The sequence below is a fragment of the Corallococcus sp. AS-1-6 genome (assembly GCF_020037015.1).
Taxonomy (GTDB): Bacteria; Myxococcota; Myxococcia; order Myxococcales; family Myxococcaceae; genus Corallococcus.
In genome coordinates this window covers 16,050-41,536 of sequence record NZ_JAIQDE010000018.1, presented here as the reverse complement: position 1 = coordinate 41,536, position 25,487 = coordinate 16,050, and the positions used below count along the sequence as shown (strand labels likewise).

The following is a 25,487-nucleotide window of genomic DNA, read 5'->3' as shown; positions in this document are numbered from 1 at the left end:
CTCAGCCGCGCGCGGGGGCGTGACGGCGCAGCCACTCCACCACCGTGGGCCAGAGCGTGGCGGAGTGGTGCTCGCGGAAGAAGCCCAGGTGGCAGATGCCCTGGCCGGCGCTGTCCGCGGGCGAGAACTGCCGGCGCTCCACGGCGCAGCCGGTGAGGTGCTCGCAGACCAGGTCGATGGATTCGGGCGGCCCCCAGGCGTCGTCGTCCAGGCCAATGGACAGCACCGGCATGCTCAGCCGCCGGAAGCGGGCCGCGGCGTCCACGCCCGGATCATCGAAGTAGAAGCGGGGCAGCGACGCCCAGCGGCTCCACTCCAGGGCGGCCCGGGCGGGGACGTCCTCGCCAAGCCCCAGCCGCGCATAGGGCATGTAGCCCAGGAACCGCGCGCACAGCGGCCCGATGAGCTTGAGGTACATCCTCACCAGCAGCCGCTCCCGCAGGCACCGGATGAACCGCAGGCTCCCGGCCTGGGTCGCCACCATCACCGCCGCGGTGAGCCGCTGGCTGCTCGCGCTCAGCCCAATGGCGTGGCCGCCGAAGCTGTGTCCCACGGCCAGCAGCGGCAGCCCCGGGTAGCGCTCCGCCGCCCAGCCCGTCACCGCGCCCACGTCCTCATCCGCCCAGGTGAGGAACCCGGCGCGCGTCCGCTTCGCCACGCCCGAGGGGTGCACGCCCCGGTAGTTGTAGGTCACCACCGCGAAGCCGTCGTCCGCCAGCCGCGCGGCGAACGCGAAATACATGTTCGCGGGCATGGCCGTGGCGGGATGCACCAGCACCGCGCCTCGGACAGGCCCTTCGGGGGTGTGCAGCGTGGCGTGCAACTCGAAGCCATCGGCGCAGCGGATGCGATGCGGAGTCGAGCGTGCCATGGCCCTCGGGAGCTGCTTCGCCTGAAAACCTATCGGCTAGCATGTACCTCCGTACCGGGCAAGGACGTGCCTCGTGGGGACCGGCGCGGGTGCTGGCCCCCATCTCCCCTGCGACCTCCGTGCAACAGGCGCATAGGCTGGGTACCTTTCTGGACCCAGAGGAGTCACGTGATGCCCCTGTCCTCCGCCGAGCCGTCCTCGCACGTCGACGTGTTGATCATCGGCGCGGGCCTGTCGGGCATCGGCGCCGCGTACCACCTGCAGACGCGCTGCCCCACCCTGAGCTACGCCATCCTGGAGGGGCGCGGGTCCATGGGCGGCACGTGGGATTTGTTCCGCTACCCGGGCATCCGCTCGGACTCGGACATGTACACGCTGGGCTACCGGTTCCGGCCGTGGCTGGGGGGCAAGGCCATCGCGGATGGGCCGTCCATCAAGGCGTACATCGAGGAGACCGCGGCGGAGTACGGCATCGACCAGCGGATCCGCTACCACCACCGCGTCACGCGCGCGGAGTGGTCCTCCGTGGACGCGCGCTGGACCGTGGACGTGGAGGTGGGTCCCGAGCGCGCGCCCGTCCGCATGACGTGCGGCTTCCTCTACGCCTGCACCGGCTACTACGACTACGCGAGCGGCTACACGCCCTCGTGGCCCGGCACCGAGCGCTTCCAGGGCCGCGTCGTGCACCCGCAGCACTGGCCGGAGGACCTGGACTACGGCGGCAAGCGCGTGGTCGTCATCGGCAGTGGCGCGACGGCGGTGACGCTGGTCCCCGCGATGGCCGGGCGCGCCGCGCACGTCACCATGTTGCAGCGCTCGCCCACGTACATCGCGGACCAGCCGGCCGAGGACGGCGTCGCCCGGGCGCTGAGGGCCGTGCTCCCCCGGCGCGCGGCCTACGCGGTCGCGCGCTGGAAGAACGTCGTGCGCGGCATGTTGCTCTATCGCCTCGCGCGCAGCCGGCCGCGGCTGTTCAAGTGGCTCCTTCGCCTGGGAGTCCGGCGCGCGCTCGGCAAGGCGTACGACGTGGATACGCACTTCGCGCCCCGCTACAACCCGTGGGACGAGCGGCTGTGCGTCGCCCCGGACGGCGACCTCTTCCGCGCCATCCGCGAGGGGCGCGCCTCCGTGGTGACGGACCACATCGAGTCCTTCACCGAGACGGGCCTCGAGCTGCGCTCGGGCGCGCACCTGGACGCGGACCTCATCGTCACGGCCACGGGGCTGAACGTGAAGATCCTCAGCGGCCTGGCGCTGACCGTGGACGGCGAGCCCGTCCAGGTGTCACGGACGCTCGCGTACAAGGGGATGATGTTCAGCGACGTGCCGAACCTGGTCGCGGCCTTCGGGTACACCAACGCGTCGTGGACCCTGAAGTGCGACCTGGTGGCCGAGTACACCTGCCGCCTGCTCAACCACATGAAGCAGCATGGCTACACGCAATGCGTGCCCCGCGTGACGGGGCCTGCGATGACGCCGGAGCCGGTGCTCGACTTCAGCTCCGGCTACGTGCAGCGCGCGCTGGACGCCCTGCCCCGCCAGGGCACGCGCGCCCCGTGGCGCCTGTACCAGAACTACGTGCGCGACCTGGTGATGATGCGCTACGGCCGCGTGGACGACGAAGCCATGGAGTTCAAGCGTTCCGGAAGCGCCGCCCCGGGACAGGCGCTGCTCCCGGGGTCGGCCCGCGGCTGAGCTCGTGCGATACGGGGGTCAGTCCGCGTCCAGCCAGAAGAAGTCATCGCCACTGGCGAGCGCCCTCTCCAGGAACTCGCTGAACGACGCGGCAATCTGCCGGGTCTCCGCCGGATCCGGGAACGTCTCGTGAAAGGCATCGAGCAGCGGGTATCGCCCGTCCACCTGCCGCGAGACGTCCGCGAGAATGTAGTCGCCGTCCTGGAGATAGAGCAGGGTGTACCAGGAGGCGGGACCATAGGTGTCCGTGTCCTCGTGCCTCATCTTGACGCGGGCGCGCTCAATCTCATCGAGCGGGAGAATGCGGTAGTTGGGCGCCTTCTCTCGCGGAGCAAAGAGCGTGGCGCCGTCGCAGTGCAGATAGAAGGCGCGCAGGTCATCGTCCAGTGGCCAGCCTACACGTGCCTCGAAGGCCTCAACCTGCGCATCTGTGGCCGGAGGGTTGGGGAAGTGGCTAGCGGAGACTTCAGCCAGAAGGCGCCGCATGAGCGTCGTCATGGTGCCGTCCTCAGTCCACATAGGGCCGCGCGGAGCCGGGGGTAAGCCACTTGCCGCCAGGCGCATAACAGGCGGGATACTCCTTGTTGAAAAGGTCGTGCACGTCTGGAGGCGTGGGGAGGATGTTACCGGGCGCGGTGGCCGGGCCTCCGTGCGCGAGGTCGAAGATGTGGTGGCCCGGCCAGGGGTCCTTGCCTGCCGGCCACGCGCCGAACTCCTGTGCCCAGTCCTCGCGGAAGCCAGGACGCGCCTTGTTCCAGTGCGTGCGCAACTGCTTGAGATTGGACGCGGCACGATAGTCACAACAGCAGTGAGTGATGGCGAGGCGGCCACCGGCCTCCGCGGGCATGAAGAGGTATCGCCCCTGCCAGTCGCCCTTGATGTCGGCCAGCCACATGCAGCCCATGAGGGCGTGGCCCTGCGCCGCGCACTTCGACTCGCAGCGGGAGAGGAACTCGGCGCTGCACTGCCAGGGCCCGTAGTAGATGGTCGTGCGGAGTTGCCCGCCGTCCGGAGTGCTGACGATGGGGCTGACCCACTTTGCCCGTGCCGGGCTACCTCCCCCGCTGACGGTAGCGGAGCCGCACCCGACCAGTGCGGCGACCGCGACCGAGCACCCGGTGCGCAAGAAGGATTGCGAGGCTGGCATCGCGCCGCATGTCAGCACGGGGGGCGGTGAAAGTTAACCTCCGCGGAGGAGTGCGCTCCTGGAACCTGCCCGACGGTCAGACGGGCCTTCTGAACAGGTCGCCCAGGTCCGCGGGCAACTGCGACGCCACGGCGGCGACCTCCTCTTCCGGGATGCGGTCGCGCACGGCGGTGAACACCGCGGTGACGACGCGGAAGGCCTGGTCCGGCTTGATGTTCAGGTGGTCCGCCACGTCGGTGATGAACTCGTCGCGGCCGATCCGCTTGGCGCGCGACGGACCCCGGTGCACCGAGCAGGCCCCCAGGATGGCGCCGATGCCTCCGGGCAGCGCGCGGTAGAGCTTCACGTCCTCCCCGTCCGACAGCCGCCGGGCGAGCGAGCAGAACACCGCGCTCGCCGCCTCCCGGGCCTCCAGGCCCTGGGTGTGCATGACGGCGTCGCCCTGGATCTCGTCCAGGAACGGCTGGAGCTCGAGCGACTCGTCGCGCTCCTTGACGGGCACGGCGTGGGTGTCGGGAGGAACAGTCGAGGCCATGGCAGCGTCTCCGAAGGTTCAGGGCCCCGGGACGGGGCCGTGGTTCCGAAGAGGCTGCGCATGTGCCAGCGCGCCTGCATCGTCCACCGGCGCCAGGGGCGCGCGGGCGGGCGGGCCACCGCTGCGACTCCCCGTCACCGGCAGGACGGCCCCGTGGGCTCGCTGGGGCGCTCGAGCGCGGGGGTGGGCTGGCCGGGCGTGAGGTTCAGCGCCGTGTTGATGAGCCCCACGTGGGAGAAGGCCTGGGGGACGTTGCCGAGCAGCCGCCGGCCCACCGGATCATACTCCTCGGACAGGAGCCCCACGTCGTTGCGCACCGCGAGCAACCGCTCGAACAGGGCGCGCGCGTCCGCTTCGCGGCCCATGAGCACGTAGCAGTCCGCCAGCCAGAACGAGCACGCCAGGAAGGCCCCCTCGCCCCCGGGCAGCCCGTCCCCGCTGTCCTCGGAGTCCGTCGCGTAGCGCCGCACGAAGCCGTCGCGCAGCAGGTCGCGCTCGATGGCCGCCACGGTGTCGCGCATGCGCGGATCCGTCACCGGCAGGAAGCCCACCTGCGGCATCAGCAGCAGGCTCGCGTCCAGCTTCCGCGAGCCGTACGCCTGGGTGAAGGCGCGCCGGTGGCCATCCCAGGCCCGGGCGCAGACCTCCGCGTGGATGCGATCACACAGGTGCCGCCACCGCGCCACCGGTCCGTCCAGGCCGAAGGACGCCACTCCCTTGAGCGCCCGGTCGAAGGCCACCCACGCCATGACCTTGGAGAAGGTGAAGTGCTGACGGGGGCCACGCACCTCCCAGAGCCCCTCGTCGGGGCGCTCCCAGTTGCCCTCCAGGAACCGCAGCAGCGCCCTCTGCATCGACCACGCGACATCCTCCGGCGCCAGGCCGCCCCGCCGCGTCTGGTGGAGGGCGTCCATCACCTCGCCGGGGACGTCCAACTGCAACTGGTGGACGGCGGCGTTGCCCAGGCGCACGGGAGCGGAGCCCTCGTAGCCCGGCAGCCAGGGCGCCTCGGCCTCCGTCAGCCGCCGCTCTCCGGCGACGCCGTACATGATCTGCAGCTTCGACGGGTCGCCCGCCACGGAGCGCAGCAGCCAGTCCCTCCAGGCCGCGGCCTCTTCCCGGTAGCCGGCGTGCAGCAGCGCCTGGAGCGTGAACGTCGCGTCCCGCAGCCAGCAGTAGCGGTAGTCCCAGTTGCGCACCCCGCCGGGCCACTCGGGCAGGGACGTCGTCGCCGCCGCGACGATGCCGCCCGTGGGCGCGTACGTCAGCGCCTTGAGCACCATGAGCGACGACAGCACCGCGTCCCGCCACTCCCCCTGATAGGTGCAGCGGGCGGACCACTCGCGCCACCACGCGGTGGTGTCCTCCACCTCCCGGGCCGCGTCGAGCCTCGGCGGCGGCTCCTCGTGCGACGGGAACCAGGTCAGCACGAAGGGGACGCGCTCCCCCTTCGCCACGGTGAAGTCCGCCACGGTGGTGAGCCCCTCGCCGCGCGTCGCCACGGGCGTGTCGAGCGTCACCGCGTCGGGCCCCGCCACCGCCAGCAGCCCTCCGCCCGGCCGCTTGCGGACCCAGGGCACCACGGAGCCGGAGTCGAAGCGCAGGACGAGCTCCATGCGCATGGGCACCCGCCCCTCCACGCCCTCCACCAGGCGGACGACGTCCGGCGTGCGCCCGCGCGGCGGCATGCAGTCGACGAGGCGCACGGTTCCCTCGGGCGTGGTGAACGTCGTCTCCAGGACGAGCGTCCCCTCGCGGTAGCGGCGGCGCGACTGGACGGCGTCCCCATTCACGGGAGCGATCAACCAGCGCCCGTGCTCCGGCGTCCCCAGGAGCGCCGCGAAGCACGCCCCCGAGTCGAAGCGCGGAAGGCACAGCCAGTCCAGCGACCCGTCCCGCCCCACCAGCCCCACGGCCTGGGTGTCACCTATCAGTGCGTAGTCCTCGATGCGCAGGGCCATGGTCGTCCGATGGGAAGATGGACATCCCCGGAGGACGCGCCCCGGGGCGGGAGCGCCCCCCGGCGGCCAGCCCGGCGGACACGGATGCGCTCCGCGCCGGACGCCGGTTGGACTATGAGGGGGGCGATGACCCCGGGAATCACCGAATCGCTGGGCCTCTTCGCCGCGGGCGTGGTGCTGCTGCTGCTGGGAGGAGACCTGCTCGTCAGGGGGGCGGTGGCGCTCGCCGAGCGCCACGGCGTTCCTCCCCTCACCGTCGGGCTCACGCTGGTGGCCTTCGGCACGTCCGCGCCGGAGCTGGCGCTCAACGTGGCCGCGGCGTCCAGCGGGGCAACGGCCCTGACGTTCGGCAACATGACGGGCTCGTCGCTCACCAACGTCGGGCTGGTGCTGGGCCTGTCCGCGATGGTGCGCCCGGTGAAGGTGCAATCGTCGCTCCTGCGGCGAGAGCTGCCCGTGCTCCTGGGCACCGTGTGCCTGCTGCTGGCGCTGTGCTGGCTGCCAGGCGCCCTGGGCCAGAAGGGTCCGCTGGGGCTGACGCGCATGGATGGAGCGGTGCTGCTGTGCGGCTTCGCGGGCTTCGTCGGGATGCTGCTGCGCGCGGCGAGGCAGCCCGTGCGCGTGGGGGCGCCGCTCGCGGAGGAGGTCTCGGAGGCGGCGCGGCGCGAACCCTTGATGTCCTGGCCGCTGGCGACGGTGATGGTGCTGGGCGGGCTGGCGCTGTTGGGTTTCGGGGGCAACCTGGGCGAGGAGGGCGCGGTGGGGGCGGCCCTGTCGCTGGGCCTGTCCCAGCAACTGGTGGGGCTCACCGTCGTGTCCGTGGCCACCACGCTGCCGGAGCTCGTCACCAGCCTCATGGCCGTGCGCCGCGGCCAGTCGGACATGGCCCTGGGCAACATCGTGGGCTCCAACATCTTCAACCTGCTCTTCATCCTGGGCACCGCGGCGCTCATCCGCACCGTGCCGCTGCCGCCGGGCGGGACCGTCATCCTGCTGGCGGTGCTGGGCTTCACCCTGCTGCTCTTCCCGCTGTCCATCACCTTCGACTGGACCATCACCCGGCCCGAGGGCCTGCTGCTGTTCGTGCTGTACCTGGCCTTCATGGGCTGGCAGCTCTGGCTGGGGCTCGCCTCCCCGGCGGCCCTCCCCTGACGCCGGGCGGTTGGCGGGACCACGGCCGGTGGGTACCTGCAATGGATGCTCCGCATCCGCCTGCGCGCCAAACTGACGTTGGGTGTCTGTCTGGTCCTGGTGCCGCTGCTGGGACTGCTGCTGTTGGGCATCGAGGAAGGGTATGAGATGCGCCGGGCCTCACTGCTCAACAGCATGGGGCAGACGGCGACCATGGCCGGGCTGCTCATCGACGCGTCGCTGGGTGACGCCATGCGCCTGGCGGAGACGCTCGCCGTGGGGGCGGCAGGGCAGGACCTGCGCGCGGGCGAGTTCCGGCGCTCCCTGGCGGACCTGGTGCGCCTGCGCGAGGACCTGCTCAACGTGGCCGTGTTCGACGTCTCCGGCCAGCCCATCACCTCCGCCATGCCCTGGCCGGAGACAGCGGAGGGCATCCTGGACCGCCCCTACTTCCAGCACGTCCTCCAGACCAAGGAGGCAGGCGTCTCCCCGCTCATCGTCGGCCGGCGCACGAAGCAGCCCACGGTGATCGCCGCCGCGCCCATCCTCGACGCGACCCGCAAGCTGGTGGGCGTGGTCACCGTCAGCCTGCGCCTGGACCGGGTCTCCCAGCGGATGCTCGACATCGAGCTGCGCCCCGGTCAGGCCCTGTTCGTCACGGACTCGCTCGGCCGGCTCGTCCTCCACACGGGGCGCCTGGAGTCCTCCTGGCCGGAGCGGGACCTCTCCGGCATGCCGCGCATCCAGGAGGCCCTCTCCGCCGGGACGCCGGTCCTCACGACGGACTTCCAGGGCATCTTCCTGAAGGACTCGCGGATCGCCGCGCTCGTCCCCACCCCACGGCAGGGCTGGCTCGTCGGCGTCACGTGGGGCACGCAGGAGGCCTTCGAGGAGCTGGCCGGCGTGCGCCGGCTCCAGCTCGCGGCCTTCACCGCCATCGCGCTGCTGGTGCTCGCGGGGGCGTACACGCTGGCCGCCTACCTCAGCGGGCGGGCATCCCGGCTGGTGGAGCACGCCCGGGCCCTTGGGCGGGGGGAATGGACGCCCATCCCGCCGTCGCGCCTGGGCACCGGGGACGAGCTGGACGAGCTCACCCACGCCTTCAACCACATGGCGGCGGAGCTGAAGTCGGAGCGCGAGCGGCGGGAGCGGTTCATCTCCGCCGTCGCCCATGACCTGAAGAACCTCATCACGCCGCTCACGCTGGCCACCCAACTGCTGGGCTCCCCCTCGCGGCAGACGCCGGAGGCCCGGGAGCGGATGCTCGCGCGGCTGGGCCGGCAGACGGCGGGCATCGAGCGGCTGGTGTCGGACCTGCTGGACGTGTCCCGGCTGCAGACAGGCCACTTCACCCTGTTCCGGCAGCCCAGCGACGTGGCGAAGGTGGTGCGCGACGTCCTGGAGGAACAGCAGGAGGGGGCGGCCGGCCATGTGCTCGTGTACGAGGGGCCGGAGCACCTGGGGGCGGAGATTGATCCGGACCGCGTCGGGCAGGTGCTCACCAACCTGGTGGGCAACGGCATCAAGTACAGCCCGGAGGGCGGGACGGTGACGGTGGCGTTGAGCCAGACCGCGGACACGGTGGACTTGCGCGTCGTGGACCAGGGCATCGGGCTGCAGCCCCAGGAGCTCCAGGAGGTGTTCGCGCCCTACTCGCGCGCGGTGGAGGCCCGGAGCATCCGGGGGTTGGGGCTGGGGCTCTACATCTGCCGTGCCATCGTGGAGGCCCACGGCGGCACCATCGAGGCGCGCAGCGAGGGGCGCGGCCGGGGGACCACCTTCCTCGTCAGCCTCCCCCGTCACCCGCCCGGCGGCGCCGCCACGTAGCGGGGGCCGCGACCCGGGCTGGCTACCCGTGCGGCACCGGCCGGGGCGCGTCGTGGACGGCCTGCGCGTCGTCGTCCCCGCCCTTCCCCCTGCGCAGCCGGTCGCCCAGCCGCGTCTTGATGCGGTCCGCGACGACGTAGAACGCGGGCACCACGAGCAGGCTCAAGACGGTGGACACGGACAGGCCGCCCAGCACCGCGATGGACATGGGGGCGCGCGTCTCGCTGCCCGCGCCCAGCGCCAGCGCCGCCGGCACCGCGGACATCATCGTCGCGGTGGACGTCATCAGGATGGGCCGCAGGCGCACCGGGCCCGCGCGCAGCATGGCCTGCATCGCGTCCGCGCCCAGTTCGCGCTGCTGGAGCGCGTAGTCCACCAGGATGATGGAGTTCTTCTTCACGATGCCCATGAGCAGCAGCAGGCCGATCATGCTGAAGATGTTCAGCGTGTTCCCCGTGACGAGCAGCGCGAACGACGCGCCCGCCACCGACAGGGGGAGGATGGTCAGCACCGTCACCGGGTGCAGGAACGAATTGAACTGCGCGCCCAGCACCATGTACGCGACGGCGATGCCCAGGAAGAGCGCGAAGATGAGGCTGCTCATCGAGTCGCGGAACGCCACGCTCGCGCCGCCCGCCACCACGCGGATGCCGCCGGGCAGGTCCTTGCCCAGCGACTCCACCGTGGCCAGCGCCTCCTCCTGGTTCGACCCCGGCGCCACGTTGGCGAAGAGGCTGATGGCGCGCTCACGGTCGCGGCGGGTGATGGCCTGCAGCGCGGGCAGCTCCTCCTGCGACACCAGCGAAGACAGCGGCACCAGCGCGTTGTTCGCCGTGCGGACCTTCAAGAGCGACAGGTCCTCCGGCCGCGAGCGCTGGTTCGCGAGCAGCCGCATGCGCACGTCGATGCGCCGCCCGCCGCTGCTGTACTTGCCCACGCGCACGCCGCCCACCAGCGCGTTCACCGTGGACGCCACCGCCTGGATGGGCACGCCCAGGTCCGCCGCGCGAGCGCGGTCCGGGGTGATGCGCAGCTCCGGCTGGCCCAACTGGTAGTCCGTGTCCAGGTCCACCACCTTGCCGGACGCCTGGAGCCGCTCGCGCAGGGACTGGCTCGCCTCCACCAGCTTGTCCCAGTCCGACCCGCGCACGCTGAACTCCACCGGGAAGCCGCGCTGCGCGGTGAAGCCCGCCTGGGACAGGTCCTGCACCACCGCGCGCAGGCCCGGGTAGCTGTTCAGCTCCTTGCGCAGCACCTGCGCGAACTCCGCCTGCGGCATGCGCTGATCCGCCGGCAGCAGCGTCAGGTTCATGAAGCCGGAGTTCACGGTCGCCCCGCCCGTGCCCACCACCAGGAACACGCGAGACACCTCCGGACGGCTGGCGACGAAGGCCTCCGCGCGCCGGAAGATGCGGTTGGTCTCCTCCAGGCTGCTGCCCACCGCCGTCTGCAGGCGCACGGACATGCGCCCCTGGTCCTGCGACGGGACGAACTCGCCCGGCAGCGCCTTGAACGCGAACGCGCTCAGGAACAGCATGGCCACCGCCACCAGCAGCACGCGCCAGGGCCGCACCAGCCCCCAGCCCAGCGCCCGCGCGTACAGCGCCTCCAGCTTGGAGAAGGCCTTGTCCACCACCACGCCCACCCGGCTGCGGTGCTCGCGCGACGTCTTGAGCAACTGCGCGCATCTCGCGGGCGCCAGGGTGATGGCCTCCACGTAGGACAGCAGCACCGCCACGCACAGCGTGACGCCGAACTGGAGGAAGAACCGGCCGATGATGCCCTTCATGAAGACGACGGGCAGGAAGATGGCCACCACCGCCAGCGTCGCCGCCAGCGCCGCGAAGGTGATCTCCGCCGTGCCCTCGCGCGCGGCGCTCACCCGGTCCTTGCCCTCCTCCGCGTGCCGGAAGATGTTCTCCAGCACCATGATGGCGTCGTCCACCACGATGCCGACGGCCAGGGCCAGGCCCAGCAGCGTGAACGTGTTGAGCGTGAAGCCCAGGAAGTAGATGACCGCCACCGTCCCCAACAGCGACATGGGGATGGCGAGCACCACGTTGAGCGTGCTGGACAACGACCCCAGGAAGACCCAGCACACGAACGCGGTGAGGATGCACGCGAGCAGCAGCTCGAACTCAATCTCGTGCACGCTCTCCTCGATGAACTGCGTCGAGTCGAAGTTGATGCTTGCGCGCATGCCCTCCGGCAGCTCCTTCTGGAGCTGCGCCAGTTGCTCACGCACCGCCTGGGCCACCGCCACCGCGTTCGCGCCGCGCTGCTTCTTGATGCCCATGGCCTGGGCGGGCTCGCCGTCCACGCGCGCCAGGCGCCGCTCGTCCTCGAAGCCGTCCTCCACGATGGCCACGTCGCGCAGGTACACGGCGCGGCCGTCCTCCTCGCGCACCGCCACGTTCGCCAGGGTCTCCAGGTCCAGCGCCTCGCCCATGAAGCGCACGTTGACCTCGCGGCCCTGCGTCTCGATGCGGCCGGCGGGCAGCTCCACGTGCTCGCGCTGGAGCGCGCCGATGACGTCCGTCACGGTGAGCCCGTGCGCGTCCAGCTTCTGCGCGTCCACCCAGATGCGCACGTTGCGCTCCAGGAGGCCGCCCAGGATGACCTCGCCCACGCCGGGCACCGTCTGCAGGCGCTCCTTCACGCGGTAGCGCGCGAAGTCGCTCACCACCTGCTGGGAGAACGGCCCGGACACGCCCAGCCACATGATGGGCTGGTCCTCCGGGTTGGACTTGGAGACGACCGGCGGATCGATGTCCAGCGGCAGCCGGCGCTGGGCCTGGCTCACCTTGGTCTGCACGTCCTGCAGCGCCAGGTCCACGTTGCGCGACAGGTCCAGCTCCACCGTGATGTTGGCGCTGCCCTGGCGCGCGGAGGACGTGATGCTCTTGACGCCCTCCACCTGCGTCACGGCCTCCTCGATGGGCTCGACGACGTCCGACTCCACCGCCTCCGGGTTGGCGCCCTCCCACGACACGGAGATGTTGATGGTGGGGAAGTCCACATCCGGGAACTGGCTGATGCCGATGCGCTGGGCCGCTACCAGTCCGAAGATGATGGTCGCCGCCATGATCATCCAGGCGAACACCGGCTTCTTGATGCAGACGTCGGTGATGCTCATGGCCGGCCCCCCGCGCCCGCGTTCGTGCTCGAGTCGCCGCGGGCCTCGGCCGGGGGCTGCTCGCCGCCCACCTTCGGCTTCGGGCGGGCCTCCTCCACGCGCACGGCCACGCCGTCGCGCAGGGCCTCCGCGCCGCGCACCACCAGCGTCTCACCGGGCTTGAGCCCCTCCTTCACCTCCACCCGCCCGTCCGGCGTGCGCAGCCCCAGCTCCAGGATGCGCTCGCGGGCCTTGTTGTCCGTCACCACGAACGCCAGGAAGCCGCGCTCGCTGGGGCGGATGGCCGTCTGCGGGATCACCGGGCTGTCCCCGCGCGACTCCACCGGCACGCTCACCGTGGCGAAGGCGCCCGGGCGCAGCTTCCGGGCGGCCTCGCCCGTCACCTCCGCGGTCACCGCCACCATGCGGCTCTGCGTGTCCGCGCTCGCGGACACGTAGGTGATCTTCGCCTCGTACGAACCGCCGTCCGAGCGCACCGTGAAGCGCGCGGGCATCCCCGGCTGGATGCGCGTCACGTCCGCCGCGGGCACGTTGAAGCGCAACAGCAGCGGCTCGCGGCGCAGCAGCGTGGCCAGCACCACGCCCGGCTGCACGTACTGGCCCGTCTGCACGGTGCGCGTCTGGAGGACGCCGTCCATGGGGGCGCGCACGTAGGCGTCACGCTGGTTGAGCTGCGCCTGATCCAGGGCCGCCTTCGCGGCCGCCACGTCCGCCTGGGCGGTGGCGGCGCGAGCCTGGTACGTCTCCAGTTGCTCGGCTGGCAAAAGGCCCGGGCTCTGCGCGTTGACCTCCGCGCGGCGCTGGGCGCCGGCCCTGGCCTCCACCAGCGCGGCCTGGGCCTTCTGCAGCGCGGCCTCCGCGGCGCGCACGGCGATGGCGTAGCGCGCGGGTTCGATCTCCGCGAGCGTGTCGCCCTTCTTCACCGTCTGGCCCTCCGCGAAGGACACCCGCTCCAGGGCGCCCGGGACGCGCGCGGTGATCTGCACGCTCTCGAAGGCCTCCACCGCGCCCACGGCGCTGACGGCGTACTCCACGTCGCGCGCCTCCACGGGCGCGACCTCCACGGGGAACTGGGTGGGGCCCCGCCCCGCGCCCTTGCCGCCTTGCGCGGGCGCGTCCTTCTTGCAGCCAGGGGCCAGGGCCAGCACGGCCAGCGACAGGGCCAGCACTCCAGTGCGTTGCATTGCCTTCACGGTTCCTTCCCCAATGGATTCAGTCCGACAGCGGCCCGCAGGCCCAACAGCGCCACGCCCAGCCCGTAGCGGTTCTGGGCGAGCGCCACCTCCGCCTCGAAGAGGCTGAGCGACGCGTCCGCCAGGGTGAGCGCGGTGGACAGGCCCTGGCGGTAGAGGATGCCTGTTTCCGCGGCGTTCTTCCGCGCCGCCTTCGCCGCCTGCTCGCTCTGCGCCAGCGCGGCCCGCGCCGTCTCCAGGTTCACCCTCGCCTGCTCGATGTCCACCGGCACGCGGCGCGTCGCGGCCTGGGTGTTCAGCTCCGCCACGTTGGCGATGGCCACGCGCTCGTCGCGGTCGGCGTAGCGGGCGCCGCCGTCGAAGAGCGTCCAGGTGAGGTCCAGGGCGAGGAAGCCGTCACCGACGTTGCCGTTGAGGCCCGCCTCGTTGGTGAGGCGGTACTGGGCGCTCGCCCCCAGCGACGGCAGCAGGCGCGCGAGCGGCTCCTTCGCGCTCTCCCGCAGCGAGCGCACGCGCAGCCGGGCGGAGAGGATGTCCGGCCGCCGGTCCGTGGCCCCCTGGGTGAGCAGCTCCAGGGGCGGCGTGGGCCGCGCGGCGTCCGCGAGCAGCGGCTCCGGCGGCGTAAGCTCCCCGTCCACGGGCTCCACGAGCAGGTAGCCCAGCTCCAGGCGGCTCGTCTCCGCGGTGCCCAGGGCGGCGGCGAGGTTGGACTCGGCGGTGGCCAGCTCCAGCTCCGCGCGGGTGACGTCGTTGGTGCTGGCGAGCCCGGCGCTGGCGCGGGCCTGCGCGTCCGCCAGGCTCTGCTTCGCGTAGGCCAGGCGCTGCTCGGCGGCCTGGTACACCTGCTGGTTGGCCAGGGTGACGAGGAAGGCGTTGGCGGCGCTGAAGGCCACCTGGCGGCGCGTCTCCACGGCGTCCAGCTTGGACGCTTCACTCTCCAGCTTCGCGGCCTTGTAGAGCGGGAAGCCGCGCGCGTCGAGCAGGGCGACCCGGCCGGAGAAGACCGCGCCCAGGGCGTTGAACTTCTGGAGCACGACGGTCTGTCCGCCGACCTCGCGCGTGGACTCGCGCAGGCGCCGCGTGTAGGTGCCGGTGGCCGTGAGGGTGGGCAGGAAGAAGGCGCGGGCGCGGGCGACGCGGGCCTGGGCGGCCTCCGCGGACTGCCCCGCCGCGAGCACGGCCTCGTTCTTCCGCGAGGCCAGCTCCACGGCGCGCTCCAGGGTCAGCGGCGCGGCCGACGCGTCCGGCTTCGGCGGCTTGGGGAAGGCGCTGGCGGGGGACTCGGTGGCGGGCGCGGGGGACGGGGCCGGCGGCGTCTGGGCGGAGGCGTCCGGGGCCAGCGCGCAGAGGCAGGCACCCAGGGGCGCGGCGAGGAGGGCACGGCGGACGGTGGGCATAAGGCAGGTGCGGTGGAGCGGGCCAGTGTTGAAAGGTCAGCGGCCCCTATACACGGAAGCCGTCATCCCGGGGCTGATGAGCGGAGCGTGTCTGGACGATGCCTCGCGCGGCGGACTAAGGGTCGGAGGAAGAAGGCTCTCGGGTTGAAATGTCGACGGGTGGCGACATCGCCCTACTCGGGGTGCGGGCGCGCCCCAGAATGCGTGTCCGATGCGTTTATTCCTGGTCGCTGTGCTCGCGAGCGTCCTCGCGGGGTGCTCCAAGGGTGATGGGCTCAAGTCCGCGGCCCTGAGCGTGAAGCTTCATTACGAAGGATTTCGGCCGGGGTGCGTGACCCTGACGGTCACGGATCAGGCGGAGGTTTCCCGGCATGTCACGAAGACCGTGAACGTGTCCGCCGGTGCGCCTCCGGGGACGCTGTCCGTGGCGGTGTTCCGGCAGGCCGGCTGGAGCCACGACGTGACGCTCCTGGCCCGCGCGTACGAGCAGTCCTGCGAGGGCGCCCAGGTGGCGACCGCGGAGGCCGCCGCGAGCCTCGCGAAGGACGGCATCACGCCGGTGGAGCTGCTGCTGGGCGCCATGGACGCGGACGGCGACGGCTTCGTGCGCAGGGAGGACCAGGGCACGGACTGCGACGACACCGACCCCGCCCGCAAGGGCCCCACGCCCTGGTACGCGGACGATGATGGCGACGGCTACGGCAACGGGCTTTTGCCGCCCCGGAGGGTGGCCTGCGAGGGGCCCGCGCTGACCGCTTCCCGCGCGGGTGACTGCAACGACCGGGACCTGAACGTCCACCCGGATCAGGCGGAGTTCCGCTGCGATGGCCAGGACGACAACTGCGATGGCGTGAAGGACGAGTCGTTCGACGTGGGCGGGACGTGCGTCAACGCGCTCGACTGCCAGGGCGTGAAGGCATGCGACGGTGCGGGCGCCGTCGCCTGCACCAGCACCGCCACGCCGCCCGTCTACTACGTGGACACGGACGGGGACGGAAGGGCCGGCACGGAGGTGCGCGGGAGGTGCGGCCCCATTCCCGAGGGCGCGAGCCCCCAGTCCTCCGACTGTGACGAGAGTTCCCGCTTCCGCGCCTCCGGCCTGACGGAGGTCTGCGACCGCATCGACAACGATTGCAGCGGCGGGGCCGACAATGGCCTGGCGTGCAACCTGGATTGGCGGACGCCCGTGGTGACGGACGGAACGAACTGGAAGGCGACCGCGACGGATGGAACGGCGAACCTCTGGGTCGCGGGGGACGGCGGCAAGCTGGCCCTGTCCCAGATGGACTTCACGGGGGAGCGGCTCATCCCCTGCGACGGGGACTGGAAGGCCGCGTGGGTCGCGGCCTCCGGGGAGCTGTTCCTCGCGGGCGGCAAGGGCACCGCCGGCCGCTTCGCGCGGGTGACCCCCAGCGCGACCGAGTGCACGACGGAGACCCACAACGTCCCCCAGGTGATGAACGGCCTGGTCGGCATCGAGAACCCCTCGGAACCGCCGACCCTCTACGGCGTGACAGGGGGCGGCAGGAGCTTCCGGTGGACCCCACCCGCCGCTCCGGAGCAGACGCAGCCGAACGCCGTCGCGGCGAGCCTGCGCGCCATCAGCGCCGCGGGCCGTCTGGACACGCTCCTGGCCGTGGGGAGCAGGAACGCGAGCACGCCCGTCGCGTTCCGGTTCGACGTGGCGAGCTCCACCTGGAGCGAGGAGGCGCTGCCGGCGGCGCTCACGGGCGAACTGCGAGGCGTCCACGTCGTGAACGCGAGCGATGCCTATGCCGTGGGCGACAACGGAATGGCGCTCGAGCGGGTCAACGGCGTGTGGAGCGCGATGAAGCCCGTGCCCGCGGCCTATTCGACCCGCAGCCTCCAGGACGTCGTGGCCTTTGGGAGGACGGCGGTCTACGTGGCGACCACCGATGCGGGCGCCAACGGAGGCTCCGTCCTCTTCTTCAACGGCAGCGACTGGAGCGTCGTCTACACCGACGTGAACGCCCCGGCCCGGGCGCTGCGGTCGCTGGACGGGAAGACGCCCACGGGCGTCGTCACCACGGGAGACCGCGGCGCGGCGGCGAGCTTCGTCACGACGCGCTGAGCGCCCACCATGGACCTGCGCGCCGAAGCCCTGACCCTCCGCTACGGCACGCGGACCGTGCTGGAGCCCACGGACTGCCACCTCCCGCCCGGCACGCAGGCGCTGGTGCTGGGGCGCTCGGGGTCGGGCAAGACGACGCTGCTGAAGGCCTTCGCGGGGCTGCTGCGCCCCTCCGCCGGACGGGTGACCTGGGACGGGCAGGACGTCGCGGGGCTCTCGGCGCCGGAGCGGCGTGCGCGGCAGGCGTCGTTCGGCTTCGTGTTCCAGACGGACGCGCTCTTCGACTCGCTGACGGTGCGGCAGAACGTGATGCAGCCGCTGCTCCGGCGCCACGTGCCGCATGACGAGGCCCGCGAGCGGACGGACGCGGTGCTGCGCTCGGTGGGGCTGGCGGACGCGGCGGACACGTTGCCGGAGCGGCTGTCCGGCGGCATGAAGAAGCGCGCGGGGCTCGCGAGGGCCATCGCGGCGAGGCCGGCGGTGCTGCTGGCGGATGATCCGTTCGCGGGGCTGGATCCCGGCACGGCGCGTCAGGTGGCGAGGGTGCTCCTGGAGGTCGCGGGCCAGGGGACGCTGCTGGTGGCGGCGCCGGAAGCGCCGGTGGACCTTCCCCTGCCCCGCTGGCTGTACCTGCGAAGCGGCGGACTGGTGCACGATGGGGCCCCGGCGCCGGAGCTCGAGCGCGCGCCGGACGAGGCCCTCGCATGACTCCGCGGTTTCTTCACCCGTGAGCACCGCCGCCCTGTCGTGGCTGGGACGCTCGGCGATGCGGGCGGTGGGCGGCGTGGGGGCGCTGGCCCTGGTCGCGGGCCGCACGGCCTGGGGGCTGCGCAAGCTGGAGCGGCGCGAGCTGGCGCGGGGGCTGGTGCAGTTCGGCTACGGGTCGCTTCCATTGGCATTGGCGACGGCGGCGCTGGCGGGCGTCATCGTGGTGGTGCAGGCGGCGCTCTACATCCAGCGCTTCGGGGCCCGGGCCTTCCTGGGGTGGGCCGCGGGCTACGGCGTGCTGTGGGAGTTCGGCCCGCTGCTGCTGGGGCTGATCATGTCGGCGCGGATCGGCGCGAGGAACGCGGCGGAGCTGGCCACGCTGAAGGTGGGCGGACAGATTGAGGGCCTGAGAGGCATTGGCCTGGATCCGTTCGCGCTGCTGGTGGCGCCCCGGGTGGTGGCGATGGAGCTGAGCATGCTCGCGCTGAGCACGTTCACGTTCCTGGTGTCCATCCTCTGCGAGGCGGTGGCGGCGAAGTTGACGCTGGACCTGCCGGTGCGGGTGTTCTTCGGGACGTTCGCGCAGATGCTGAGCCCCTCCGACCTGCTGGGGGGCGTGGTGAAGACGGGGGCGTTCGGGCTGGCCATCTCGCTGGTGTCCACGGCGGTGGGCCTGCGGGCGAAGGGAGGCGCCCGCGCCGTGGGCGAGGCCGCGGCGAGCGCGGTGGTGCTGGGCTGCGCGGCCATCTTCCTGTTGGACTTCGTGCTGACGACGCTGCTGTCCCGGTGGCTGGCATGAAGCGGGTGCTGACCTTCTTCGGGGCGCCGGGGGTGATGCTGGCGCGCACGGTGCGGGCGGGCGCGCGGGAGGGCATCTCGTGGCGCGAAACGCTGGCGCAGGTGCACGAACTGGGCGGGCGCAGCGTGTGGCTGGTGACGTCCGGCATGGCCTTCTTCGGCGCGGTGCTGGTGATGATCGCCAACGCGCAGGCGAAGAAGCTGATCGGCAACGTGGCGGTGCTGGGCCCGGCCTACTTCGAGATGCTCATCCGGGAGCTGGGCCCCGCGGTGTCGGCGCTGCTGACGGCGTCGCGAGCGGGGGCCAGCCACTCCGCGGAGCTGGCCACGATGAGCGTGAACGAACAGGTGGAGGCGCTGGAGATGTCCGCGGGGGATCCCTACGCGGACCTCGTGGCGCCCCGGGTGGTGGCGGGCCTGGTCGGGGTGCCGCTCTTGAGCGTGCTGGGGACGATCGCGGCGACGGCGTCCGCGGTGGGGGTGGCGAGCGTGGCGTTGAACATCGACGGCCGGGCGTTCATGGACGCGAGGTACGTGGATGGGTGGGACCTGCTGGTGGGAGGGCTGAAGGTCGTGGGCTGCGGGCTGTACATCCCGCTGGCGGCGGCGGTGGCGGGGCTGAACGCCCGGGGCGGCGCGGAGGCGGTGGGAGAAGCGACGACGCAGGGCGTGGTGGCGGCCAGTCTGGGATGTCTGTTGATTGACCTGACGGTGTCGCTTGCGTTCCAGTTCGTGCGCCTGTGAATGACACCGGTCCGGACACGCTGCTCTTCGAGGACGTGGCGATCGCCTTCGAGCCGGGCCGCCGCGTCCTGGAGGGCCTGAGCGCGCGGGTCTCCACGAGAGAGCTGACCTTCATCGCGGGAGCGAGCGGCTCCGGCAAGAGCGTGCTGTGCCGGCTGGCGGTGGGGCTGCTGAAGCCGGCGGCCGGCAAGGTGACGCTGTTCGGGGAGCGGGTGGACACGCAGCCGGAGCGGGCGCTGGTGACGCTGCGCCGCCGGGCGCCGTACCTGGTGCAGGGCCCCGCGCTGCTGGACTGGAGGACGCTCCGGGAGAACGTGCGCCTCGCGGATCCGGGCGCCCCGGAGGAAGCCGTGGAGACGGCGCTGGAGAAGGTAGGCCTGAAGGAGTGGGCGGACCGGCGGCCACCGGAGCTGGGGCCCGGGGCGAAGAAGCGGGCGGCCATCGCGAGGGCGTTGGTGCTCAAGCCGCGCTACCTGCTGTTGGACGAGCCGACGACAGGGTTGGACCGGAGGGCGGCGATGCAGGTGGAGGCGGTGTTGGCGTCGTTGAAGGAGCAGGGCCTGGGGGCGCTGGTGGTGTCGCACGACTACCGGCAGTTGAGAGGCATCGCGGACCGGGTGTTGGTGGTGGCGAAGGGGCGCAGCGCGTACCTGGGGAGCCCGGAGGGCTTCCTGGAGTCCCCTGCCCCGGAACTGCGGACGCTGACAGCGCCGTTCATGGAGGGCGCGACGGATGGATGAGCAACGGCTGGAGTTGAAGGTCGGGGCGCTGGTGCTCGCGACGCTGGTGGGAGTGCTGGTGTTGCTCTGGCTGATGGGAGAGCTGACGCTGGGCCAGGGCGCCAGGCTGGAGGTGGACTTCGCGCACACGGGCAACGTGGTGCAGGGGGCCCCGGTGAAGCTGGGAGGCGTCCAGGTGGGCAAGGTGGACACCATCCACCTCCTGGCGGACCGAAGGGACGCGAAGGGCCGTCCCCTCCCCGTTCGCATGGACCTGTCCGTGGAGCCTGCGGCGAGGAGCGCCCTGCGCCAGGACGCCAGGGTGACGGTGGGGACGGTGGGCCTCTTGGGTGAACCCTATCTGGAGTTGAACCCAGGCAACGCGGACGCGCCGCTGCCGGAGACAGAGGCGCTGCGAGGCGTGGATGCGCCGCGCCTGGATCTGCTGTCGGAGCAGCTCTCCAAGTTCGTGACGCTGTTGTCGGACATGCTGGAGAAGGACCCGGAGGCCGTGACGGGCCTGGCCGCCAATGTGTCCAGGTTGGCGAGGACCTTGGATGAGGTGCTCACGGAGAACAAAGGCGACGTGAAGGTCCTGGCCACGGAGCTGGCGGCGGCGTCAAAGGACCTGCGTCAACTGGCCCAATTGGCCAAGGAATCCATGCAGCCTGGAGGCAAGGGCGCGAGGCTCCTGGATGACGCCTCCGCGGTGGCGGCCCTGATGCGAAAGGACCTCCCCGGCCTGACGAAGTCCGCGGGAACGACCCTGGACGGACTGGCGGCGGTGACAGGCCCGCTGACGCCCGAGGACGGCCAGCAGGTGAAGCTGGCCCTCCAGCGCTTCACGGCGGCGGCGGGCCAGTTGGAGCAGATCGCCACCAAGGCGGATCGGATCCTGGGACAGCTCGACTCCGGTGAAGGAACCGGCGGCGCGCTGCTCAAGGACCCGGCGCTTTACGACGAACTGAAGACCCTGGTCACGGACCTGCGCAAGCACCCGTGGAAAGTCTTGTGGAAGGACTAAGTGCAGTCGATGATGCTGCATTCTAGCCTTTTACCATCACAGCCCAACCATGACAAATCAAACCGCCAAAATCACTCAGCTTCAAGAGCAAATCCAGAAGGAGCGAAGACTTGTCTCCTTCGACAGCTACGACATTAGCGTTCGACAACTAGTTGAGATGTTTGAAACAGACAACATCAAAATCCCTCCAGAATATCAGCGTCAATTCCTGTGGGATGTCAATCGACAGTCCCAGTTGATTGAGTCGCTATTCCTGGGAATTCCAGTGCCGAGTCTTTTCATGGCAACAAACAACGACTCCACATGGGAAATTGTAGATGGAGTCCAGCGACTCGGCACTGTAGCACACTTCGTTGGAACACCATCGCTGCTCACCAAAATCAATAGATCGGAGCCATTGCGAATCACAGAGCTTGAGAAAATACCAGCAATGCAGGGAATGTTTTACCAGGACCTACCCTCGACACTGCAATTGATGTTCGGAACACGCCCTCTTCGCGTGACCGTGCTGAATGACAAGAGTGACTCAAATGTACGATTCGACCTATTTGAGCGTCTAAACACAGGCGGAATCATTCTCTCCGCCCAGGAAATCAGAAATTGCGTGTACAGAGGGATATTCAACGACAGTATCAAGACACTTTCCACAACCAACGACTTCGTCTCCGTCACCAACCTTCAGCCGGCAGATGAAAAAAATGGCACGCGCGAAGAGCTGGTGTTGAGGTTTTTCGCCTACCTCAACGCATATCAAGACTTCGAACACAGCGTCAAAGGATTCCTCAATGATTACATGAAAAAGAACATCAACAATGCGCCATCAAATCTAGACATCCAGCTATTCAAGAAGACTTTCCAATATCTGCGAAAGGAACTTCCCAATGGAATTGCTCGCGGCAACAGGCGCGTTACCCCCATCAATCTCTATGAAGCCATCTCAGTAGGAGTGGCACTCTGCATTAAGTCAGGGAAAGCTCCTCGCAAAGTAGCGCGGCTATTAAACGATCCGAAGCTACAAAAACTAACAACGGGCGCAACCAATAGCCGCAAGATGGTTGCAGGCCGCATTGAGTTTGTTCGAGACGCCCTGTGACGCTCCTTTCGACCCATAGACAGGAGACGTATGCTCGACTGCAGGAGGTCAGAGCAACTCTTGAAGTAATCAAAAGACTAGAGAGCACAGACATCCAAACGCCAGATCCGGCTGAGGTTGCAATCCTAAGGGGCTTATTCTTTGTCCATCTTTATGGCGTCCTTGAGCATTGCGTAAACAGCGCAACCCAGGCCGTGCTCCAACATATTTCGCAACTCAACGTCAGGTACAGCGATTTTATCCCGAGCATGCATTCCATCGCCCTTGATGGAGTCTTCACGTCTCTTGGAGAGATCAAGAAGGGTCGCTGGGAGAAGAGACTTGAGCTAATTCGCACCCAATTGTCGCCGAGCGCTTGCGCAATAAATCCACTTGTCTTTGCCAAGGATCTTCAAAACATCTGGTATAAAACCCTTCTTGCGCTTTTTGATTGCCTGGGATTGTCTTCCCTTCCTGTTCCCGATATTCGCCTTAAGCAATATATCGACGAGATTGCCGACAAGCGAAATGCCGTCGCACATGGAAGGGAAAGCCCAGTCCAAGCAGTCGCCGGGCGGCGCTCACCTGATTTGGAAATTCGCTTCCAGGCAGTCGTGGCTGTCGTTGAGCACATATTTGACTGTTTTGAGTTATACCTGAAACATCGCGAATTCATCCGTCAAGATCAAAGATCGGCCTACCCTTAGGCTGAAATTTCGAGACTGCCTTGTCTTGCCACACTAACAGCACCGCGCATCATTTACGGACGGGCGGAGTCAGTTCGTTCTGGCGCTCAAGCGCCCTAATCGATCTATCCATACCCAGGATCCAGCGCCCAGGTTCCTTCCGCCCAGCGCTTCAAAGCCTCGGAGGCAGCGAAAGCAACCAGGTCCTGCCCTTGAGCAGCCTCGTTGAGGACGGCCTTGGATTCATCCGTTCGATGGCGGAGGAGGAAGGCCGCCGCCTTGACCCGGACGTCCATGCGCGGATGAAGGAACAGGGCCGCGAGCGCATCCCGACCCGCGTTCCCGTGCGCACACAGCTTGTCGAAAGTCTCATTCACTTTCTTGGCGTGCTTGTTCGCCGTCTTCGCATCCCCCTGCCGGACCGCATCATTCTGGGATGCCGCATGCAGGGCGAACGCCTCTACTAGCTTTTCCATCGTCACTTCCAGACTCCCCAGATTCGCTTCTGGATCTTCTCGATGGCTCGCAGGCCGAAATCGCGCTGAGCCTCGAAGGACTGCGTGCTCAACCACTGTCTCACCGTCTGGATCCGCGAGCCGGTGATTTCTTGTTGAATCGATGAATAGAAACCGCTCAGCCGCTTGTGCAGGCCTTGGCCTTGATCCAGTTGAATGACGTTTTCTGTGTTGTGAAGAGCCTCGGGCCCAAACCGATTCACGTTGCCCGGTGTTTGCTCAACGATGTGGTGCCACTGATTTCCGTCTTCCGCCGAGCCAAGGACGAAACGTCGGTGAGGAGCGACAGGCAACCTTCGCTCTCCAGGCTCGTGCGACAAATGCCTCCGAAGCTCCTGCGCATCAGAGGTCGCCAGCTCGCGCCAGACGTGCTGGCCGGATAGGCGGCACGAACCAACCAGGGTTGCCCCTCTGTGCGAATTGAAAGCGGGAACTCAAGGCCCCAAGCAGAGAGCGCCTCCTCGAATGCGTTCACCCCGACCACCACCGCCCTGGCGGGGCCGCGCTGCACGTACTCGATAGAGCGCCCCTGCCCCGAGTCCAGTCGGAGCACGGGGCGGCTCGCGCACGCGCCGAGCAGCGAGAGCACCAGGACGGAGACTACCAGGCGATTCGCCATGACTGCCTTCGACATTGGGGAGGAGCTTATCGCCAGGTGGAGGACTCCAACACACGTCCAGGCAGAGGCGCGACCAGAGGATGACGCAGTCTCCAGGGACGCGAAAGCCGAAGTACAACGTGACGCGGAGGTGAATCCCCAGCCCAGTCGACCTTCGGAATCACACCCGCGACTCTTCACTCAGGCAGCATGAGCAGACGCATTCCCTTGCGCCAAGCAAGTCCGTACGATGCGGCCGTCGTTCCCAGAAGGAAGGCCGCATGACGCAGCAGGGGGAGTCCGGACCGCCACCACCCCGGCGGACCGCGAGCTGGCAGTTGGTGGTGGTCGCGCTGGCGTTGGCCATCTTCTCCGTCAGGGTCGTCATCCCCGGTGTCTTCGTGGGCATCGGCGCCACCGGGCTCATGGCCTTCGCGCTCGCGGCGGTAGGCCTTGAGCGGATGGGGGCGCTCTCGCCAGGCATCTTCGAGGGGACGGCCCAACTCGCCGTCATCTTCCTGGGCATGGCCTTGCTCACCTTCGCGGCCATCAGCGCATGGAATGGATACCGGCGTCTGGCTGGCAGGGAGGGCCCTCCTCCCCTCCTCCTGCGCTCGCCCTGGGACTTGCTGTGGCTCCTGCTGTTCCTGGCGTGCTGGTGGGCCATTCCCGATGCGGGCGAGCGCGTTGCCCTCCCCGTGCTGTCCGGCGCGATTGTCATCACCTTCTCGGTCTGGACGACCATCGCCCTCAGCGTGCGGCTGGTTCAATTGAGCGTCGGGCTCCTCCGGCTCTCCTGGCGGCTCGCCCGGGCCTCGCCCTTCGGAGCTGGGGGATTGACCCTGGCGGCGCTCGCGGCCACGGGGCTGATCCCCAGCGTGGACTCGCTCGCGGAGGCACTCCCGGCCCGCGCCCAGACCGTGGCCTCCGCGCGTCCGGCCCGCTGTGATTCATTGTCCTGGGAGTGCTCGCGGCAGGCGCTCCTTGCCGCACAGTCCTCAAGACGCGCGCCTGTCTACGCGCAGCCAGCGGAGGGGTACGGAGACATCACCGCGGCTTCCTTCACGGACTCCGCTGATTCCGCGGCCACCCTCAACACGCGAGCCTGCCTGGAGAAGCAATTCCACCAGCGGGAAATGATGAACAAGGCTCGTCGAATCGCGCAGGCACTGGTCGGCACCTCCGATGCGGAGGACCTCGTGCACTCCATCCTCCTGAACATCTGCCTGAGGAAGCGCCCGCCAGACGAGTTCGAGCAGTTCTTCCTCCGCTCGGTCCAGTACGGAGCCATGAAGCGCTTTGGCCGCGTCATCCGCTCGTGCCCCATCGACGAGTCCCATGAGCCCCAGTGCACGATCAGGCCTGACGACCAGTTCATCCAGTACGAGTCCCACCTGGCCCTACGCAATGCGCTCTGTGCGCTCCCGGAGAAGCATCGTGAGGTCCTCGAGATGCGCTACTTCGAGGAGCTGTCCGACGACGAGATCGGCATCCGGCTCGGGCTCCTTCCCGACGCCGTCCGCAAGCGGACCCAGCGCGCCCGGGATCAATTACGGACGATTTTTCTCCAGCAATGTCAGTGACTTACGATTTTCGGTCACACTTAATTCGCTGAAGGAAGTGGAGCACCAGACTGCC

General features: G+C 69.4%; 22 protein-coding genes. 12 read left to right on the top strand and 10 right to left on the bottom strand.

The annotated features are described in order from the left end of the window. Position 1: 1 nt before the first annotated feature. Positions 2-871 (bottom strand): alpha/beta fold hydrolase, encoded by an 870-nt coding sequence (locus K8612_RS23665; RefSeq protein WP_223763958.1) that lies wholly within the window; start codon positions 869-871, stop codon positions 2-4. Positions 872-1,042: 171 nt separating this feature from the next. On the opposite strand from K8612_RS23665, the gene K8612_RS23660 reads away from it, so the two are divergent. Continuing rightward, positions 1,043-2,566, top strand: a complete 1,524-nt coding sequence (locus K8612_RS23660) for an NAD(P)/FAD-dependent oxidoreductase (RefSeq protein WP_223763957.1) — start codon at positions 1,043-1,045, stop codon at positions 2,564-2,566. An 18-nt stretch (positions 2,567-2,584) separates the two neighbouring features. Here K8612_RS23660 and K8612_RS23655 read toward each other — a convergent pair whose 3' ends face one another. From K8612_RS23655 to K8612_RS23640, 4 genes are all read right to left on the bottom strand, one after another. Next, complete coding sequence (locus K8612_RS23655) at positions 2,585-3,064, bottom strand: SMI1/KNR4 family protein (protein WP_223763956.1); 480 nt, start codon at positions 3,062-3,064, stop codon at positions 2,585-2,587. 10 nt (positions 3,065-3,074) lie between these two features. Next, positions 3,075-3,470 (bottom strand): hypothetical protein, encoded by a 396-nt coding sequence (locus tag K8612_RS23650; protein ID WP_223763955.1) that lies wholly within the window; start codon positions 3,468-3,470, stop codon positions 3,075-3,077. A 319-nt stretch (positions 3,471-3,789) separates the two neighbouring features. Beyond that, a complete protein-coding gene (locus K8612_RS23645) occupies positions 3,790-4,248 on the bottom strand; it encodes a DUF2267 domain-containing protein (RefSeq protein ID WP_223742999.1) in 459 nt (152 codons plus the stop codon). A gap of 134 nt (positions 4,249-4,382) precedes the next feature. Next, on the bottom strand, positions 4,383-6,209 hold the full coding sequence (locus K8612_RS23640; RefSeq protein WP_223763954.1) for a glycoside hydrolase family 15 protein: 1,827 nt from the start codon (positions 6,207-6,209) through the stop codon (positions 4,383-4,385). A 126-nt stretch (positions 6,210-6,335) separates the two neighbouring features. Between K8612_RS23640 and K8612_RS23635 the strand changes: the two genes are divergently transcribed. After that, positions 6,336-7,361: a calcium/sodium antiporter gene (locus tag K8612_RS23635; protein ID WP_223763953.1), complete on the top strand. Its 1,026-nt coding sequence runs from the start codon at positions 6,336-6,338 to the stop codon at positions 7,359-7,361. A gap of 45 nt (positions 7,362-7,406) precedes the next feature. Then, the gene (locus tag K8612_RS23630; RefSeq protein WP_223742996.1) at positions 7,407-9,167 is read left to right on the top strand and encodes a sensor histidine kinase; all 1,761 of its coding nucleotides are present in this window, start codon (positions 7,407-7,409) and stop codon (positions 9,165-9,167) included. 22 nt (positions 9,168-9,189) lie between these two features. Here the strand turns inward: K8612_RS23630 and K8612_RS23625 are convergent, their stop codons facing one another. Genes K8612_RS23625 through K8612_RS23615 form a run of 3 tightly spaced genes read right to left on the bottom strand, consistent with a single transcriptional unit; the run spans position 9,190 to position 14,893 of the window. After that, a complete protein-coding gene (locus K8612_RS23625) occupies positions 9,190-12,303 on the bottom strand; it encodes an efflux RND transporter permease subunit (RefSeq protein ID WP_223763952.1) in 3,114 nt (1,037 codons plus the stop codon). Then, positions 12,300-13,487, bottom strand: coding sequence for an efflux RND transporter periplasmic adaptor subunit (locus K8612_RS23620; protein ID WP_223763951.1), 1,188 nt, complete (start codon positions 13,485-13,487; stop codon positions 12,300-12,302). Before K8612_RS23620 ends, K8612_RS23625 begins: the two co-directional genes overlap by 4 nt. 5 nt (positions 13,488-13,492) lie before the next feature. Further along, entirely contained in the window at positions 13,493-14,893 is a 1,401-nt protein-coding gene (locus tag K8612_RS23615) for a TolC family protein (RefSeq protein WP_223763950.1), read from the bottom strand. Between the two features lie 331 nt (positions 14,894-15,224). On the opposite strand from K8612_RS23615, the gene K8612_RS23610 reads away from it, so the two are divergent. Genes K8612_RS23610 through K8612_RS23575 form a run of 8 tightly spaced genes read left to right on the top strand, consistent with a single transcriptional unit; the run spans position 15,225 to position 22,757 of the window. After that, positions 15,225-16,985: a putative metal-binding motif-containing protein gene (locus K8612_RS23610; protein WP_223763949.1), complete on the top strand. Its 1,761-nt coding sequence runs from the start codon at positions 15,225-15,227 to the stop codon at positions 16,983-16,985. A gap of 9 nt (positions 16,986-16,994) precedes the next feature. Beyond that, the gene (locus tag K8612_RS39345; RefSeq protein ID WP_306799712.1) at positions 16,995-17,693 is read left to right on the top strand and encodes an ABC transporter ATP-binding protein; all 699 of its coding nucleotides are present in this window, start codon (positions 16,995-16,997) and stop codon (positions 17,691-17,693) included. 19 nt (positions 17,694-17,712) lie between these two features. Continuing rightward, entirely contained in the window at positions 17,713-18,492 is a 780-nt protein-coding gene (locus K8612_RS23600) for an ABC transporter permease (protein WP_223742990.1), read from the top strand. Further along, positions 18,489-19,235: an ABC transporter permease gene (locus K8612_RS23595; RefSeq protein ID WP_223742989.1), complete on the top strand. Its 747-nt coding sequence runs from the start codon at positions 18,489-18,491 to the stop codon at positions 19,233-19,235. The genes K8612_RS23600 and K8612_RS23595 overlap by 4 nt, the downstream gene beginning before the upstream one ends. Next, the gene (locus K8612_RS23590) at positions 19,232-19,975 is read left to right on the top strand and encodes an ATP-binding cassette domain-containing protein (protein ID WP_223763948.1); all 744 of its coding nucleotides are present in this window, start codon (positions 19,232-19,234) and stop codon (positions 19,973-19,975) included. Before K8612_RS23595 ends, K8612_RS23590 begins: the two co-directional genes overlap by 4 nt. After that, positions 19,968-20,978, top strand: a complete 1,011-nt coding sequence (locus K8612_RS23585) for an MlaD family protein (protein ID WP_223763947.1) — start codon at positions 19,968-19,970, stop codon at positions 20,976-20,978. The genes K8612_RS23590 and K8612_RS23585 overlap by 8 nt, the downstream gene beginning before the upstream one ends. 49 nt (positions 20,979-21,027) lie before the next feature. Beyond that, on the top strand, positions 21,028-22,071 hold the full coding sequence (locus tag K8612_RS23580; RefSeq protein ID WP_223763946.1) for a DUF262 domain-containing protein: 1,044 nt from the start codon (positions 21,028-21,030) through the stop codon (positions 22,069-22,071). Beyond that, on the top strand, positions 22,068-22,757 hold the full coding sequence (locus tag K8612_RS23575) for an MAE_28990/MAE_18760 family HEPN-like nuclease (protein ID WP_223763945.1): 690 nt from the start codon (positions 22,068-22,070) through the stop codon (positions 22,755-22,757). The genes K8612_RS23580 and K8612_RS23575 overlap by 4 nt, the downstream gene beginning before the upstream one ends. Positions 22,758-22,861: 104 nt before the next feature. Here K8612_RS23575 and K8612_RS23570 read toward each other — a convergent pair whose 3' ends face one another. Then, entirely contained in the window at positions 22,862-23,212 is a 351-nt protein-coding gene (locus tag K8612_RS23570; RefSeq protein WP_255672106.1) for a DUF2019 domain-containing protein, read from the bottom strand. 2 nt (positions 23,213-23,214) lie between these two features. Next, positions 23,215-23,544: a hypothetical protein gene (locus K8612_RS23565; protein ID WP_223763943.1), complete on the bottom strand. Its 330-nt coding sequence runs from the start codon at positions 23,542-23,544 to the stop codon at positions 23,215-23,217. A gap of 586 nt (positions 23,545-24,130) precedes the next feature. On the opposite strand from K8612_RS23565, the gene K8612_RS23560 reads away from it, so the two are divergent. Further along, on the top strand, positions 24,131-25,432 hold the full coding sequence (locus K8612_RS23560) for a sigma-70 family RNA polymerase sigma factor (protein ID WP_223763942.1): 1,302 nt from the start codon (positions 24,131-24,133) through the stop codon (positions 25,430-25,432). Positions 25,433-25,487: the final 55 nt, after the last annotated feature.